The organism is Microvenator marinus, from assembly GCF_007993755.1.
Taxonomy (GTDB): Bacteria; Myxococcota_A; Bradymonadia; order Bradymonadales; family Bradymonadaceae; genus Allomicrovenator; species Allomicrovenator marinus.
This window is the reverse complement of sequence record NZ_CP042467.1, coordinates 947,353-960,862: the sequence shown is the minus strand read 5'-3', so window position 1 is coordinate 960,862 and position 13,510 is coordinate 947,353. Positions and strand designations below refer to the sequence as shown.

Sequence of the window (13,510 nt, the reverse complement as noted above, 5' to 3'; positions counted from 1 at the left end):
ACGACTTCAAAACCCGCCGCCAAACAACAAGTAGAGGTCGTGGATTCCGCCATCTGAGAGGCCGTAGGCGTAGCCGAGGCGCAAGTTCCCGGCCAGGTAGTAGGCGAAGGTGGTGTTCAGGATGACTTCGGCTCCGACGCTCGAGAAGAGGTCTTGATCGGCCAGGAAGCCTTGATAGGCCGTCCCCGTATCCGCGAACACACTGCCCTTGAACTGGCGGAAGTACACTGGGAGCGTGCCAAAACCTTCGTCCATATCGAGGATTGGGAAACGGTAGCTCGCAGTCAAAAGTTGGAAGTTTGGGCCTCGGACATGCGCTGGCGGATAGCCTCTTAAGACACGCCCGCCGGCGGGTTCCTGAAAGATGACGCTGGTCAACACGTCTTGTGGCAATGCGCCGCCGAGCGTGTACTGACCTGTTCGTCCACTCGCGGACGACACATGTCCACCGGCGTAATTGAGGGCGAGCACGTGTCTCGGAATCCAGGGGTTGGGTAGGTACGCGTTGGCGTTGTAGGAAACCGTCATGGACTGGACATCACTGCCAATGAACGGATTTTGAAGGCTGAGATTCAATCCAAGCGAGAATCCCTTTTCGCTGCTTACCGAGCGTGGGTATCGCTCCACATTGGTGTAGTTGACGCTCAACCCCGCCTGGTTTTGCCATTGGGATTCCGGAATGGAGGGTTGGATGTCTCCCGGATCCGGCTCAACGTCTGGAAGTCCGTCAAACGTGACGTATTGCGCCTGGAGCGAAAGGCCGAGCCGCAGATTGTCAAAGATCCCGCGGAACGGAATGCCGATTTGACCGCGCAATACATAGTCTTCCTCAAGGAAGGTCTGAAAGTCGCTCGCCGCAAAGAATCCACGCTGATTCGGGTAGAGGCGATGCCTGGCCTGAACCGCGAAGTCCACCGGGAGCCTCGAGTACGAATATTGGGCCGCAAAATTGTAGCCTTGGTCCGTCAATTCGCGGCCAGTGGTGAGCGCACCCGAGAGCGACCACGTGTGATGCCCCACCGGATCGTAGCCCGCCAAGACCCCGCCAAACGCGCTCCCTGTGGTGATTAGGCCGAATTCCGGAATGAACACCAAGGGCAACAATTCGGGCAAAGGGTTGTAGTCTGTCGTGGTAAATCCCGAGGTGTCGATGTCCGGGTACTTGATGACTGGTAGTTCGTCGTAGACCGATGGACCTGGAGCAGAGCGGACTTCGTCTATCACGCCAAGATCGTAGCCTTCGCTGGTGTAATGGGTGACCCAAAGTTGTCCAGATTCATCTCTCAAAGGTTGCATCACGCCGTTGACCACATTCGTGAGCTTTTCCACCTCTAAACTCTCCAGATTCAATCGGTAGATATTGAAGATTCCAGTCCGGTCCGATGAGAAGAGGATTGAGCTCGGGCTCTCGTAGACTGGGTCGAGGTCTAGCGCAAAGTCGTCGGTGAGTTGTCGGGGCGCGCCTGCATCCACGGGTACAATCCAGAGGTCACGTTGACCCGAATCAAGCATCCACCTCGAAAATACTACGGATTTTGAATCCGGACTGAATCGCGGGCCTGCAATCTGCTGCCAGTCCGCGTCCGACACCAGCACACGTTCGGCACGGGAGACTCGATTCAGTTCGCGCAAGACCAATTCCATGGTTCCGTTTTTGTTCCGAGCGTAAACCAACCAGCGCCCATCGGGGCTGACGGCCGGGTCGCGGGCACGCTCACCATGGGTGAGGCGGTGCGTTGTCCGGGTGGCAGAACGCCACATGAAAAGGTCTTGGTAAGAGTAAGTGTTTTTGATGACGTTGGACTGAGAAAACACAAAATTCTTTCCGTCTGGGGTCCAATCGCCCGTCCCTGGGCCGCCCGGAATCTCGAAGAGCTCGGTGATCTTGCCTTCCGCGAGTTGCGAATACGCGGGGCTCGACTCGAGGTCGAAATGGTAGAACGAAATGCTATGACCTGGCCTGAGCCGGGCGAATCCGTGTGAACCTGCACGCCGAGTAATCGAGCGAATCTCTGACTCTCCTTCGGCGCGCACACGCTGACGCGTGGCCTGTGCTCGCGCTTGAGTGACCGCGGTGAATTGGTTCCACATCGATTCGAGGGTTTCGCCAGAAATCTCTTCTGATGTCTGGTTGAGGCTCCACGGAATCAGGCGGCTGCCATAGATGCGATTGAACTGATTTCCAAAATCCTCGCCGTGACGGTCGAATACATAGTCGAAGAAGAGCGAGCCGTAGAGATACGCTGAGTTGCCGCCAGGCCATTGGGTGGGAGAGCCCGCAACCCCACCGAGGTCGAGCAGTGTGCCCTCGAGCGCAGCCGTACGTGCCCACATCTTCCATGTAGACCCCGAGACGCGCCCGCCGCGCGTTCGTTTTGATTCGTGATACGTGGCGAACCCCTCGATAAACCAACGCGGAGCGGTCTGGTTTGGGTTCGATTGTTTGCCGATTACGAAGTTGATGTACGGCGAGGCCCCGCCAATGGTGTCGAGATGCAGGATGTGGACGTATTCGTGGTAGACCAGCACGCGGAGCCAATCATCATAAAACCCTAGAACGCTGTCAGATTCGGGAGGCATTCCATAGATGTTCATCGTGTTTCTGGCGTAAACCGTCGCCGAGCCGTTAGCGATGTCTAGCTTGTCCAATACGTTGACATGCGTGCGTCGGGCCGGCTCCCACTCCAAAAGAGGCGCGAAAATCTGATGCGCCTCCTCCGAAATCACGGCCACTCGCCAGGCGAGGTCCTCGATTCCGGAGTGATAATGCACGTAGAAATGCGGGGTGGTGATCGTAAAATACTCGAGTTCAGGGTCGTCGATTGCCCACGCATGCGTGCACCAACTCATGACCATCGCCACGAGTACAACACTTAAACTTCGCATCAACACGTTCTGGCCTCGCAGAAGAGCGGGCCCAAATAGAGCTCAATACTCGAATCTTCCCAATCCAAGGTTGATGGCAGCGTGCTCAAATCACGCGTCTCAAAGGAAGGGGCGGCCACAAGCGTATCCGCGAATTCCTTGTCATCGAATTCGAGAATCACGACGCCGTTTTCCGCCGCATCTGCTTGCCCTTTTAGTTTTCGTGCACCGGTGCCCAGACAAGGCATGGAGATCGTCGAGATTCCGTTGTGTCGGTGGCGAAAATAGGCGTGGTGATGCCCATGAATCAAAGTGACGGGGTGTCTAGAAAGGAGTTCTTCAAGGGCCCTATCACGCGTGGCTTCGCGGGATCGGCCGGCCGCAATCGGATGAAGTGGTACATGGGTAAAAATCACGCTTCTCTCAGAGTCTTTGAGAAGGTCTTCCAGCCAAACACGCTCTTCTTCGTCTAGCCACCGAACGGTTGAAAAATCGAGACTTATGAAGAGTACGCCACCGAACCGAAACGCGTATTGCGTAGGCCAGCTTTCATCGGAAACCCAATTGAGCTCAGGTTTGCGTGGCGTCCACGTCTTTAAATATTCTTCGCGTTCTTCGGCAAAATTCGGTGCACCGTCGTGGTTGCCAGGCGTCGGCAGGAAGGGAATGGGGTCCAAAGGCTGGACAACGTTCCCAAGGAATGAGTCCCACATGGCTCGGTAATTAAGGCCGCGTCGCATGCCTGCGACCATATCGCCCGTTGAGAGCACGAGGTCTGGCCGAGACTCCTCTGAGAGCCATCGCACCGTTTCGTGAACCTCCGGGGTGTATTCCAACGAGCCGTAACTCGAGTTCAGGTCCGAGACTACGGCGACTCGAAACGCTCGAGGTTCGCTCTTCGGTTGAACCGGTGGGGCAATCTCCTTTGGCGGCGCGACTTCTTCAACCTTGGTTTCCCGCAAATTGGGCGCGGGCTCAACAGGAGCCGCTGAGCATGCGGATACCACCAAAAAGAAAATGAAAAATCTCGTCACGTCGAATAGCATCCAAAAGGGCACGAGGAGGATGGCCTTTGAGCGCACGCTTGTCAAAGTGAGCAATCTGGGGCCAGAGTCAAAACTAACAAAGATTGAGGCGCGGATGTTAGCCCCGAATGGATTAAATTACGAACTCTACGAAGGTCCCAATGATACGGTGGTCTTCCTCAACGGCATGAGTCAATCAACCCTACACTGGAAGTCGCAAGCACGTGCATTCCAGTCAAAGTTTCAGGTGCTGACTTACGATGCGCAAGGGCAGGGCGATAGCCCGCTGAGTGACGTCAAACTAACCTTGGAAACCCACTCCAAAGACCTGGCTGAACTTCTGGACCATATTGGTGCCGAAAGAGTGCACCTCGTGGGGTTTAGCCACGGGGCCCGGGTGGCCCTACAGTTTGCTGTGGATTTTCCTGAGCGCGTGAAATCACTTGTGCTGTGTTCGGCCACAGCCACACCCAATGCGCTTTCGAGAACCATCATCAGGTCTTGGCGCGAGATATTGGAGCGTGGAGGCGTGCAAGCCATGAGTTGGGCGGCACTGCCCACGATCCTTGGCAACCGCTTTCTGGAGCAAAATGAGCACCTCTTGGGCGGTATCATCAAGGCGTCTGAGCAGCGAAATAGCCGTGACGGACTCATGGCCCTTCTCGAAGGTATGCAATCGTACCCGGATTTGAGCGAGCTCGCGCGCCAGGTGAGCGCCCCAACTCTGGTGATTTCGGCAGATGGTGACCTGCTCGTGACCCGCGATGGGGCGCAAGAACTCGCGCGTTTGACCAAGGGTCGACACGTTGAGGTGAAAGGGGTGGGCCACACCATTCCGATCGAGGCGCCTGAAGAATTTCGTGAGCTGGTTCTTGGTTTTTTGTCTGAGCACGCGTGAGAGTCTTCTACTCCGACCATTTTACGGTGACGCTTCCGGAAGGGCATCGATTCCCGATGGAAAAGTATCGACTCCTTCGCGACCACCTTGTGAACCACGAGATTCTTGGGCCTGGCGAGCTGAGCGAGCCGCTGCGCGACTCTAGAGAAGTTCTGCATCTTGCGCATGACCCTGATTACGTGGCGCGCTTTCTCGCTGGGCAGATCGACTCAAGGCATATGAGGAAGGTGGGCTTCCCTTGGTCCGAGGCCTTTGTCTTGCGCGTGCTCGCTACAGTTTCAGGGGCATTATCCGCCGCGGATGAAGCGTTGGTATCTGGTTTCTCGGGGAATCTAGCAGGTGGGACACACCACGCTTCAAGGGCGCAAGGAGAAGGCTTTTGTGTCTTCAACGACCTGGCGACCGTGGCTATGGACCTAGTCGCGCGAGGCCTTGAGCGTATTGTGATTCTGGACCTTGATGTGCATCACGGAAACGGCAATGTAGAGATCTTGGGCGCGATCCCCGAAGTTTCGATAATCAGCGTTCACGGGGAGCGGAACTATCCCTTTCAAAAACCGTCGTCGTGCCTCGATATCGGACTCCCTGACGGGACGGGCGACTCCACGTATCTCAGGGTGGTCGAGCAGGTGCTCGAAATCGTGCACCGACTTAAGCCCCAAATCATCCTCTATCAAGCGGGCGTAGACGCACTCCACTCGGATTCGTTGGGTAAACTCGCGATGACTCATCGCGGCTTAGAGCGACGAGACGAATTGGTACTTGGGTACGCGAAGCGGCACGACGTGCCGATTTCGCTGGCGCTCGGAGGTGGTTATGCAAAGCCCATCGCCGACTCGGTTCTGGCCTATGCAAATACCTATCGTGTCGCACGTAGGGTGTTTGCTGAGTAGACTTGCCCGTTTAGGCCAACGATTGTTACAAAAAGACGAAAACTAACCAAAGGAGCAGACTATGGATTTCAAAGACGTAAAGATTACCTGGCTCGGACACGGAACTTTCCTATTTGAGCACGATGGAAAGAAGACCCTTGTAGACCCTTGGATCGAGGGCAATCCAAGCTGTCCGGGCACCTTCAACAACCTCTCGCCAGACACAATTCTGATTACGCACGGACATTTCGACCATATCGGCGATCTTTTTTCCGTGGCGGAACGTAGCTCGGGACCGATCGTGGGTATCTTCGATCTCACGGCTTGGGCCCAATCGAAAGGAATCGAAGAGGAGCGCCTGGTCGGCATGAATAAAGGCGGAACGGTTCGGCTGGAAGAGCAGGGCCTTGAGGTTTCAATGGTCCAAGCGATTCACTCGTCATCGTTCATGGAAGAGGATGGCACCGTGGTCTATCTCGGTGAGCCAGCCGGGTACGTGGTGAAGTTTGATTCGGGCCTCAAGGTTTATGTAGCCGGAGACACGTGCCTCTTTTCCGATATGGAGTGGATCGGAAGGCTTCATGAGCCTGACCTGGCAATCTTACCCATCGGAGACCGCTTCACAATGGATCCGAAAGCCGCCGCGTGGGCTTGCCAGTTGACCGGCGTTAAGGCCGCCATCCCTGCTCATTACGGTACTTTCCCTCTCTTGACCGGAACTCCTGCCGCATTCAAGGCCGAGTTGAAGAACCTCGGGCTAGATACAGAGGTCATCACCCTCGAGCCCGGCCAACACACCTGATTGGCTATTGGCCCGCTTTTAATCTCAGGGAGACGGCACGCCTGTGGTCGTCAAGATCGCCTTCAGGTCTTCGTCGTCAAAGCGCAAGCCGCCGCCGAAGAAGTACTCAGTGCGGTCGTTGAAGATGTCATCGACACCTGCCGCGATGTAGAAATGGGTGAGGAAGTCCAACGTGGCCGTTGTTCTTACGCGCGGATTGATATCGTAGCTAAACGAGAACACGTCAGCTTGAACCATCAGCGCGCGATCCGGAAGAAGGAAGAGCTCCGCACCCACGCCACCAGTGCTCTCAATCAGGCCGAAACGCCCACCGATAGCGAGCCATGGGTTGATCTCAAACGCCTGGCCGTAAAGCAGTGACACCTTGAATCGGTCGGTGGTCTCTACGCGGGTCTCCCTGAACTGTGCGTCCGGGTCGTCCGCATTGGTCGTGTTGACATCGGTGGTGTAAATCTCGGTGAACCCTCGGTAATCATCCACGAGCTCGATCAAATAGTATTTATCTTCGTTTGGCTTAAGCCTTAGCCCGATGATGTTTTTGAACTGAGAATTTCGTGCGTGATACTCTGTCCTAAGCTCGATGATGGTCTTGAGTTTTGTGACGCGGCCCAACAAATCGCCAGCATCGGTCAGGATTTCTTCAGTGCGCTGAGCAATTGCTGGATTGTTGACGAGCTCGCCCAACGTTCCTTCGCCTTCATTGATCTTGTCAGTGATATCTTGCACGTTTTGCAGTGAATAATTCAACGAGTCGAGGGTGGCTTGAAGCCTGGACAATGTACCCTTCAGGGTGCCCAATCCCGACTGCAAATCTGTGGAACTCTGGCCCACGATAAAGCGCACCTCTTGAACTATGGCCTCGGTATCACGAAGGATATTCTCTACAGACTCGGCTGAAGGCCCCGAGAGGGCCTCGAAATCCGCAGCGATATTATCAACATTGGAGAGGATACGGTCGAGCTTCGGCGTGTTCTCACCCACAAATTGGTTGAGTGATTCCACCATGACTTGAAGGTTGACGAGGAGTTCTTTCAGGCTTTCCTTGCCCTCGTCAGACCCGAACACCTCAGCGAGCGAATTGGTGACCTTTGAGATATCGGTCGCAATATCGTTCATCTTGGCCATAATCTCGTCCACGCTTGTGGAGCTGACCACGATCTTGATTTCGTCGCCGTCTTCGAGCCGCTTGCCGTCGATGCCAGGCGTGAGTTCGAGGAAATAATCCCCGATAAAGCTCACCTGTTTTGCTTGAACAGTGGCGCCATTTCTCCAAACCCCGTCTTCCCCGAGAACGCCCTGATAAATGGGGATATCGCCGCGCACAGAGAGGTCAATTCTGGCACGTCCGTCGGCGAGAGAAATCTTCTGAATCCGTCCCACCTGAATTCCAGCCATCGCAATGAATGATTGTTCGGCCAGGCCCGAGGCGTTGTCTAGCATGACGAAAACCTCAACACCCTCGTCGCCCTCAGGCTTCGAGCTCACCTGAGTGAACATGTACATGGTGGCCACAATCCCGGCGATAACCAGGAGTCCAACTCTAAATGGGGTGGCGAGGTCTGCGAGTTTCATGGTGGTGGTTCTTACCAGAGAAATAGTGTGAGAATGTAGTCGATTACCAGAATAGCTATGCTGCTGGTCACCACACTCGACGTGGTGGCTTCTCCAACGCCCTTTGCACCACCAGACGCGAAGAAGCCTTTGTAACAGGCGATCACTGTGATGGCTACCCCGAAGCAAGCCCCTTTGAGGGCTGTGGCGAAGAGGTCAAAAGGCGTCACGAAATCTTTAATTTTCTGGATGAAAATACCCGGGTCGATGCCCATGATATTCACCGAAAGTACGTACGAAGCTACGATCCCCACGAAATTGAAGAGCAAGGTCAGGAGTGGAATCGTAATCAACCCAGCCACAACACGAGGCGCCACAAGATACTGGATGGGGTTGACGGCCATCACACTCATCGCGTCGATTTGTTCAGAGACTCTCATCGTCCCGATTTCGGTAGTCATGGCGCTACCTGTGCGGCCAGCAACCATCAGGCCCGTGAGCACTGGGCCGAGCTCGCGCACCATGGAGACGGCCACCGTTCCGCCCACGAGAGTCTGCGCATTGAACATCGCGAACGCGATGATCGACTGGTAGGCCAGGACAAGTCCGGTGAAGATACCCGTAAAGATGACGATGAAAACAGAACCGACGCCAACCTGATCGAGTGCCTGAAGGAAGATCCTTGGGCGATAGGGTGGGCGCACCAACCATACGGCGGTCTGGCCCAGCATAATCGCCATATGCCCAACTTCCTCTACATTTCTGATAAGTCCGCGCCCGAGGGACTCGATAGGTTTTTTAAGCTGAGAAGACATCCAATTCCGGTGTGTCGGGCAAACCGAGGTTCAGTTCAAGACACTACCTTGTTTCAGAGGCTCTTTCTCGGGTCAAGTTTCATGAAAATCGTCAGCGAGATTTGTGTGTTTTTCGGGACGGCATCGAACTGAATCTCGGCGAGTCGGGAGATTTTCTTTAGCACGCAGGCACTTGTGGTGGAATTATGAAGCGAATCCACAGAAATTCTCGGACTCCTCGCGTCGCCGGTTTTCCAACTCACAGATAACGCACCTTGGAGCCGAGGGTGGCGCTTCAGGCCCTTGACATAACAAGTGAAGAGCATGGTCTGGAGCTCAGCTTCAACCGTCTTGCCAGCTCGGTCCTTGATGAGCGCCGGAAGGTCCGGCGTGAGCTTGAAGCCGGAAACCGAAACCCTCGGTTCGAGCTCACCGAGATAAGTGGGCAAGCGGTGGGCCCGAAGGACGTTGATTCTGTGCCCGAGTTCCGAAGTCCATTTCGCCATCGGTTGGCCGATTTCATCCACGATTCTCACACTCAAGACGTGTCCTACGATCAAAGCCTCTTCAACGCCTGTCTCACAAAACGAGCGCTCAAAATCGGCATAACTCACCGGCAAAACTTGGAACTCAAGCTTTGCATGGCCGAGCACGAATCGGGCGTTCAGGAGTTCCGCTTGTTCAGACGTAACCTCAAATCGCACAGTTTCGGGACTCTCCCAGCTCAATCCATGCCCCTCAAAGAGCTGAATCTGGGCGCCTGTCTCAAAACTCATCAAACCACTGACCGGGTCAAACACACCGGCTCGCACATTCGGCGCCTGGACCCGCACCAAAAAAGGAGAAAGCACCTGTGCCTTTCTCTCCTCAAGCCGTTCGAGCGAATTTGCGTCAGCGAGATTCGAAAGCTCACAGTAGCGCGCAAACGCACGCGGTGTGTCCACGACTTGCGCCCAAACCGGGGCCGCCAATGTCATCACCATGAGTATGAGTAGGGTTCGAATCATGCTTTGAAAAAAACTCGGTATATTGCCTTCTTGCCGCGTTCTAAACCAAGGCAACCCACGCTTTCATTCCCGAGCCGTTTGCATCTTTCGGTTGTCTGAGTGTAAAGAAAGCGCATGAAATCGTGCGTAGTCGCCATTCTAGGGTTTTTCTTCGTTAGCTTTGCAACATTTAGCGTCGCTGCGCAAGACGAGGAAGAAACCGACGAAGAAGTGATCGAAGAGGTCGCTCCCGAAGATTTTGAAGACATCCGAGCGCTTCAAGAACTTGAGTCCGAGGCCCTGAAACCCAAGGTTTACACGGAGTCGGCATCGCTCGAGCTCTTCGCGCCTTCTGCCGGAGCGCTTCACCGAATTCAGAGCGACCACGGCTTGGTGCCCGAGCTGACCACACGCCGCGTTCCGCGTGGCGCAGAGCTTTTGGGGGTGCCTGGCGTCGCAGAGCGTTTTTCGCATTCCCCGGTGCTCGGCCTGACTAAGCATCAAGACCCGAGCATCAAGGCGTATCTCGACTTCTTCGACGGGCGAGGGAAGCCAATTCTAGCGCGATGGATCTCGCGCATGGGCCGCTATCAACCGATGATTCTGGCGAAGCTCAGAGCCGCTGGACTCCCAGAGGACCTAATATTCGTAGCGATGATCGAATCTGGGTTTTCGCCACGCGCAACCTCACCGGCTGCAGCGGTAGGCGTCTGGCAGTTCATTCCGACGACGGGCAGCGAAATGGGGCTTCGAATCGACCGATGGGTAGATGAGAGGCGAGACCCCGAGAAGGCCACGGATGCAGCGATCGCTTATCTGACTAGGCTCTACGAGCGTTTTGGCTCCTGGCCGCTAGCGCTTGCTGCCTATAACGGGGGGCCCGGCCTCGTTGGGAATACCGTCAAGAAGTACAATAGCAATGACTACTGGCATATCCAGCGCTCTGGCGGGATGTACGATGAGACTCGGCGCTACGTGCCCAAAGTGCTCGCCGCAGGACTCGTCACCAAAAATGCGGATATTTTCGGGCTTAGTCATGTCACCATGGTCGAGCCTTGGGAGTTTGACACGGTCAAGGTGCCAGGTGGAACTCGACTTAGCATCTTTGCAGACGCGAGCGGCACGGATGTCAAAACCTTGCGCGAGCTCAATCCAGAACTCCTCGCCGCTCAAACACCTCCAGGTGCTGAATACAACTTGCGGATCCCAAAGGGGAGCACCCCGAAATTTGTAGAGAATTACGACAAGATCAAGGTACGTGGCGACGTAGAGCACGAGATTTACACCACGTTATTTGGCGAAACGCTGGATGACGTAGCGCAAAAGTTTGCCGTGGCTCCAAGGGTGATACGAGCCCTCAACGGCTTGGCCTCAAGAGAGCGTGTCCCTTACGGTACTGAGCTTTTGATCCCAAAAGAGGGCCGAGGAAGTTGGAGGGGGAAACGCTCGAGAACCCCGACGCTCATCGTACCAAAGGCGATGAAAGTGAGTGGCCTCGAGCGATTTTATTACGAGGTCAACGCGGGTGATACCCTGGCCGCGATTTCCGCGGGCCTTGGCGTGCGTGAGTCGGATATTCTCGTGTGGAATTTCCTCGATCCGGCAGCCAAGCTTCAACCCGGAATGGTTCTTCAGGTCTTCGTTAAGACGCGCCCAGAGCTTGCGCGCGTGATGAGCGACGAAGACGTCAAAGCCGTGGTCGAGGGAAGTACCGAGCACAAAAAGCTCACGCGTCGCGCGAAACCACGGGTGTTCAGGCATCGCGTCAAACGCGGTGAGAGCCTCTGGACCATTGCCAGAAAGTACAAAGTGACCGTCAATGATTTGAAGAAATGGAATCGTTCACTCAGACGTTCCAACCTCCTACAACCGGGTCAACGAATCATCGTTTACCCGCGAAGGCGCTGAAGATGCACATCGAAACCATCAAAAGTCAGATTTCGGACAACTATTTCTACGCTCTGGTCAGAGAGAACGACGTGGCGCTTGTGGACCCTGTGGACGCCAAGAGTGCAATCTCGTTCGTGAAGAACTCCGGCAAGACACTTCGTATGGTCTTGAATACGCATTGGCATCCAGACCACGTGAGTGGAAACGACGAGGTTCTGGCAGCATTCGATGGCGTTGAGCTCGTCTCAGGGCCTGACTTTGAGCGCGTCAACGAGCTCGTGAGCCATGCCGTAGACAGGGTTGTTGCTCACGGAGATGAGATTGAGCTTGGTGGCCAGAAAATCCAAGTCATCGAGACCCCAGGCCACACATTGGGGCATGTGGCGTTTCTGGCAGACAGGCACCTGCTCAGCGGAGACACCATCTTCGGGGCCGGATGCGGCCACGTAAAGTTTGGAGGAGATATCAAGAGCCTCTTTCAAACATTTGATAGCCTTCTTCCGACGCTTTCAGCGGATATCGTTTATTATCCGGGCCACCACTATCTCCAACGAAACCTTGAGTTTGGCCTTCATATTTTGCCAGAAGACCAGGCCACAAAAGAAGCGTTGAATGCGGAATTATCTCTGAGCCGAACTCTGGGCGAAGAACGAAAGATCAATATCTTCATGAGGACCCACGAAGCCCAAGTTCAAGAGGCGCTCAAAAGTGCGCATGCTGAGATCTGGGCGGATGAGGCCGCGCAGTCTAGCTCAGACGCAGAAACGGCTTTCAGAGTCCTACGAAACCTTAGGAACAGCTGGTAATGAAATTCTTTCACGTACAAATTCTGCTTATCGTGGCCCTCGTTAGCACCGGCGGCTACCTCGCCTCAAAGTCTTGGAGCCTCGACGAAAGCCCTGCTGTGATGTCGGCTATCGAGAAGCTCGGTGGCGAGTGGGTCGGCAGGCCTGCGCCAAACTTTGAGCTTCAAGGTATTGATGGGAAGACGCATCGGCTGGCGGATTATCGTGGCCAGGTCATCTTCTTAAACTTCTGGGCGAGTTTTTGTGAGCCGTGCCGCGAGGAGATGCCAAGCATGGAGAACTTGGTCCGCCAGTACGCGGATCAAGGCATGGTCATGGTGGCGATTTCGCATGACCAAAAGCTCGAAGACATGACTGGATTCATGAACCAATTTCTCCCCGGAGAGCGAAGCGCCATGACCCTCTTATGGGATCCGGAGGTTGGAACGGCGCCACGCTACGGGACAGAGTTAATCCCCGAAACCTATATCATCGACCGTCAAGGCCGAATCGTTGCACGTTTTGTAAGCGCCTACGACTGGACGCGCCCCGAGGTCAAACAACTCATCGAAGCATTGATTCGGTCTGAGTCGAATCGCATGTTCTGAACGTGCATTGGAGGCGATGCCGTTTCGCGAGGCCTTCAAACTTCCTAAGCTGAGACGGTTCAACCCGAATTGTAACGTCGTTCGCATCTCCCAAAGAACATAGGAGGGGGAATAGGCCACCTAGGAAAGCACTCCCGATGTGTAGCTCCCAACTCTCGATCGGAAGCTTCTTTCGTTTCGAAAACTCGATGATTGCCAGGGCTCGCTCGGCGTCTGATAGGTTTTCGATCGGAATGAATAGGTCAAATCCCACCAGGGAGGCGTTATGAAAAGGGGCAGCCAAGGCTCTCAATTTGGCCTTGGGTGTGAAGAATGGCTTTAGAAACGGCAACATTTTTGAGAATCCCACGTGCTGCGATTGAAAAAATACATCCACACTTATTTTCGGACGTTTTAGACAAGTGTTGAGGATTTTTTTAGAAGCCGGTCGAAGG

Annotated in this window: 11 protein-coding genes; 6 read left to right on the top strand and 5 right to left on the bottom strand. The window is 54.8% G+C overall.

The window, feature by feature from the left end:
• Positions 1-6: 6 nt before the first annotated feature.
• Positions 7-2,850: a BamA/TamA family outer membrane protein gene (locus tag FRD01_RS04100; protein ID WP_249755990.1), complete on the bottom strand. Its 2,844-nt coding sequence runs from the start codon at positions 2,848-2,850 to the stop codon at positions 7-9.
• Positions 2,851-2,885: 35 nt separating this feature from the next.
• Positions 2,886-3,899, bottom strand: a complete 1,014-nt coding sequence (locus FRD01_RS04095; RefSeq protein ID WP_249755989.1) for a metallophosphoesterase family protein — start codon at positions 3,897-3,899, stop codon at positions 2,886-2,888.
• Positions 3,900-4,005: 106 nt separating this feature from the next.
• Here FRD01_RS04095 and FRD01_RS04090 point away from each other — a divergent pair, with 106 nt between their 5' ends.
• From FRD01_RS04090 to FRD01_RS04080, 3 genes are all read left to right on the top strand, one after another.
• Positions 4,006-4,788 carry an alpha/beta fold hydrolase gene (locus tag FRD01_RS04090; RefSeq protein ID WP_249755988.1) on the top strand — a complete coding sequence of 261 codons (783 nt, stop codon included), beginning with the start codon at positions 4,006-4,008 and terminating at the stop codon, positions 4,786-4,788.
• Positions 4,785-5,681, top strand: coding sequence for a histone deacetylase family protein (locus FRD01_RS04085; RefSeq protein WP_146957878.1), 897 nt, complete (start codon positions 4,785-4,787; stop codon positions 5,679-5,681). Before FRD01_RS04090 ends, FRD01_RS04085 begins: the two co-directional genes overlap by 4 nt.
• Positions 5,682-5,742: 61 nt before the next feature.
• Positions 5,743-6,462 carry a metal-dependent hydrolase gene (locus tag FRD01_RS04080; RefSeq protein WP_146957876.1) on the top strand — a complete coding sequence of 240 codons (720 nt, stop codon included), beginning with the start codon at positions 5,743-5,745 and terminating at the stop codon, positions 6,460-6,462.
• A 24-nt stretch (positions 6,463-6,486) separates the two neighbouring features.
• Here the strand turns inward: FRD01_RS04080 and FRD01_RS04075 are convergent, their stop codons facing one another.
• The 3 genes from FRD01_RS04075 to FRD01_RS04065 are packed head-to-tail and all read right to left on the bottom strand — an operon-like array spanning position 6,487 to position 9,814.
• Positions 6,487-8,034, bottom strand: a complete 1,548-nt coding sequence (locus FRD01_RS04075) for an MlaD family protein (protein ID WP_146957874.1) — start codon at positions 8,032-8,034, stop codon at positions 6,487-6,489.
• Positions 8,035-8,045: 11 nt separating this feature from the next.
• Complete coding sequence (locus FRD01_RS04070; RefSeq protein WP_146957872.1) at positions 8,046-8,828, bottom strand: MlaE family ABC transporter permease; 783 nt, start codon at positions 8,826-8,828, stop codon at positions 8,046-8,048.
• 53 nt (positions 8,829-8,881) lie between these two features.
• On the bottom strand, positions 8,882-9,814 hold the full coding sequence (locus FRD01_RS04065; protein WP_146957870.1) for a hypothetical protein: 933 nt from the start codon (positions 9,812-9,814) through the stop codon (positions 8,882-8,884).
• A gap of 114 nt (positions 9,815-9,928) precedes the next feature.
• Between FRD01_RS04065 and FRD01_RS04060 the strand changes: the two genes are divergently transcribed.
• From FRD01_RS04060 to FRD01_RS04050, 3 genes are read left to right on the top strand one after another with little or no spacing between them, the layout of a single operon-like run.
• Positions 9,929-11,701, top strand: a complete 1,773-nt coding sequence (locus FRD01_RS04060; protein ID WP_146957869.1) for a LysM peptidoglycan-binding domain-containing protein — start codon at positions 9,929-9,931, stop codon at positions 11,699-11,701.
• Between the two features lie 2 nt (positions 11,702-11,703).
• Positions 11,704-12,489 carry an MBL fold metallo-hydrolase gene (locus tag FRD01_RS04055; RefSeq protein WP_249755987.1) on the top strand — a complete coding sequence of 262 codons (786 nt, stop codon included), beginning with the start codon at positions 11,704-11,706 and terminating at the stop codon, positions 12,487-12,489.
• Entirely contained in the window at positions 12,489-13,076 is a 588-nt protein-coding gene (locus FRD01_RS04050) for a peroxiredoxin family protein (RefSeq protein ID WP_146957865.1), read from the top strand. The genes FRD01_RS04055 and FRD01_RS04050 overlap by 1 nt, the downstream gene beginning before the upstream one ends.
• The last annotated feature ends 434 nt before the right edge of the window (positions 13,077-13,510 follow it).

What these genes read in the sequence shown, in the direction of transcription:
- FRD01_RS04100 (WP_249755990.1), bottom strand. Translation starts at nt 2,850, where the DNA reads ATGAGTTGGTGCACGCATGCGTGGGCAATCGACGACCCTGAACTCGAG.
- FRD01_RS04090 (WP_249755988.1), top strand. Translation starts at nt 4,006, where the DNA reads ATGTTAGCCCCGAATGGATTAAATTACGAACTCTACGAAGGTCCCAAT.
- FRD01_RS04080 (WP_146957876.1), top strand. Translation starts at nt 5,743, where the DNA reads ATGGATTTCAAAGACGTAAAGATTACCTGGCTCGGACACGGAACTTTC.
- FRD01_RS04075 (WP_146957874.1), bottom strand. Translation starts at nt 8,034, where the DNA reads ATGAAACTCGCAGACCTCGCCACCCCATTTAGAGTTGGACTCCTGGTT.
- FRD01_RS04070 (WP_146957872.1), bottom strand. Translation starts at nt 8,828, where the DNA reads ATGTCTTCTCAGCTTAAAAAACCTATCGAGTCCCTCGGGCGCGGACTT.
- FRD01_RS04065 (WP_146957870.1), bottom strand. Translation starts at nt 9,814, where the DNA reads ATGATTCGAACCCTACTCATACTCATGGTGATGACATTGGCGGCCCCG.
- FRD01_RS04060 (WP_146957869.1), top strand. Translation starts at nt 9,929, where the DNA reads ATGAAATCGTGCGTAGTCGCCATTCTAGGGTTTTTCTTCGTTAGCTTT.
- FRD01_RS04055 (WP_249755987.1), top strand. Translation starts at nt 11,704, where the DNA reads ATGCACATCGAAACCATCAAAAGTCAGATTTCGGACAACTATTTCTAC.
- FRD01_RS04050 (WP_146957865.1), top strand. Translation starts at nt 12,489, where the DNA reads ATGAAATTCTTTCACGTACAAATTCTGCTTATCGTGGCCCTCGTTAGC.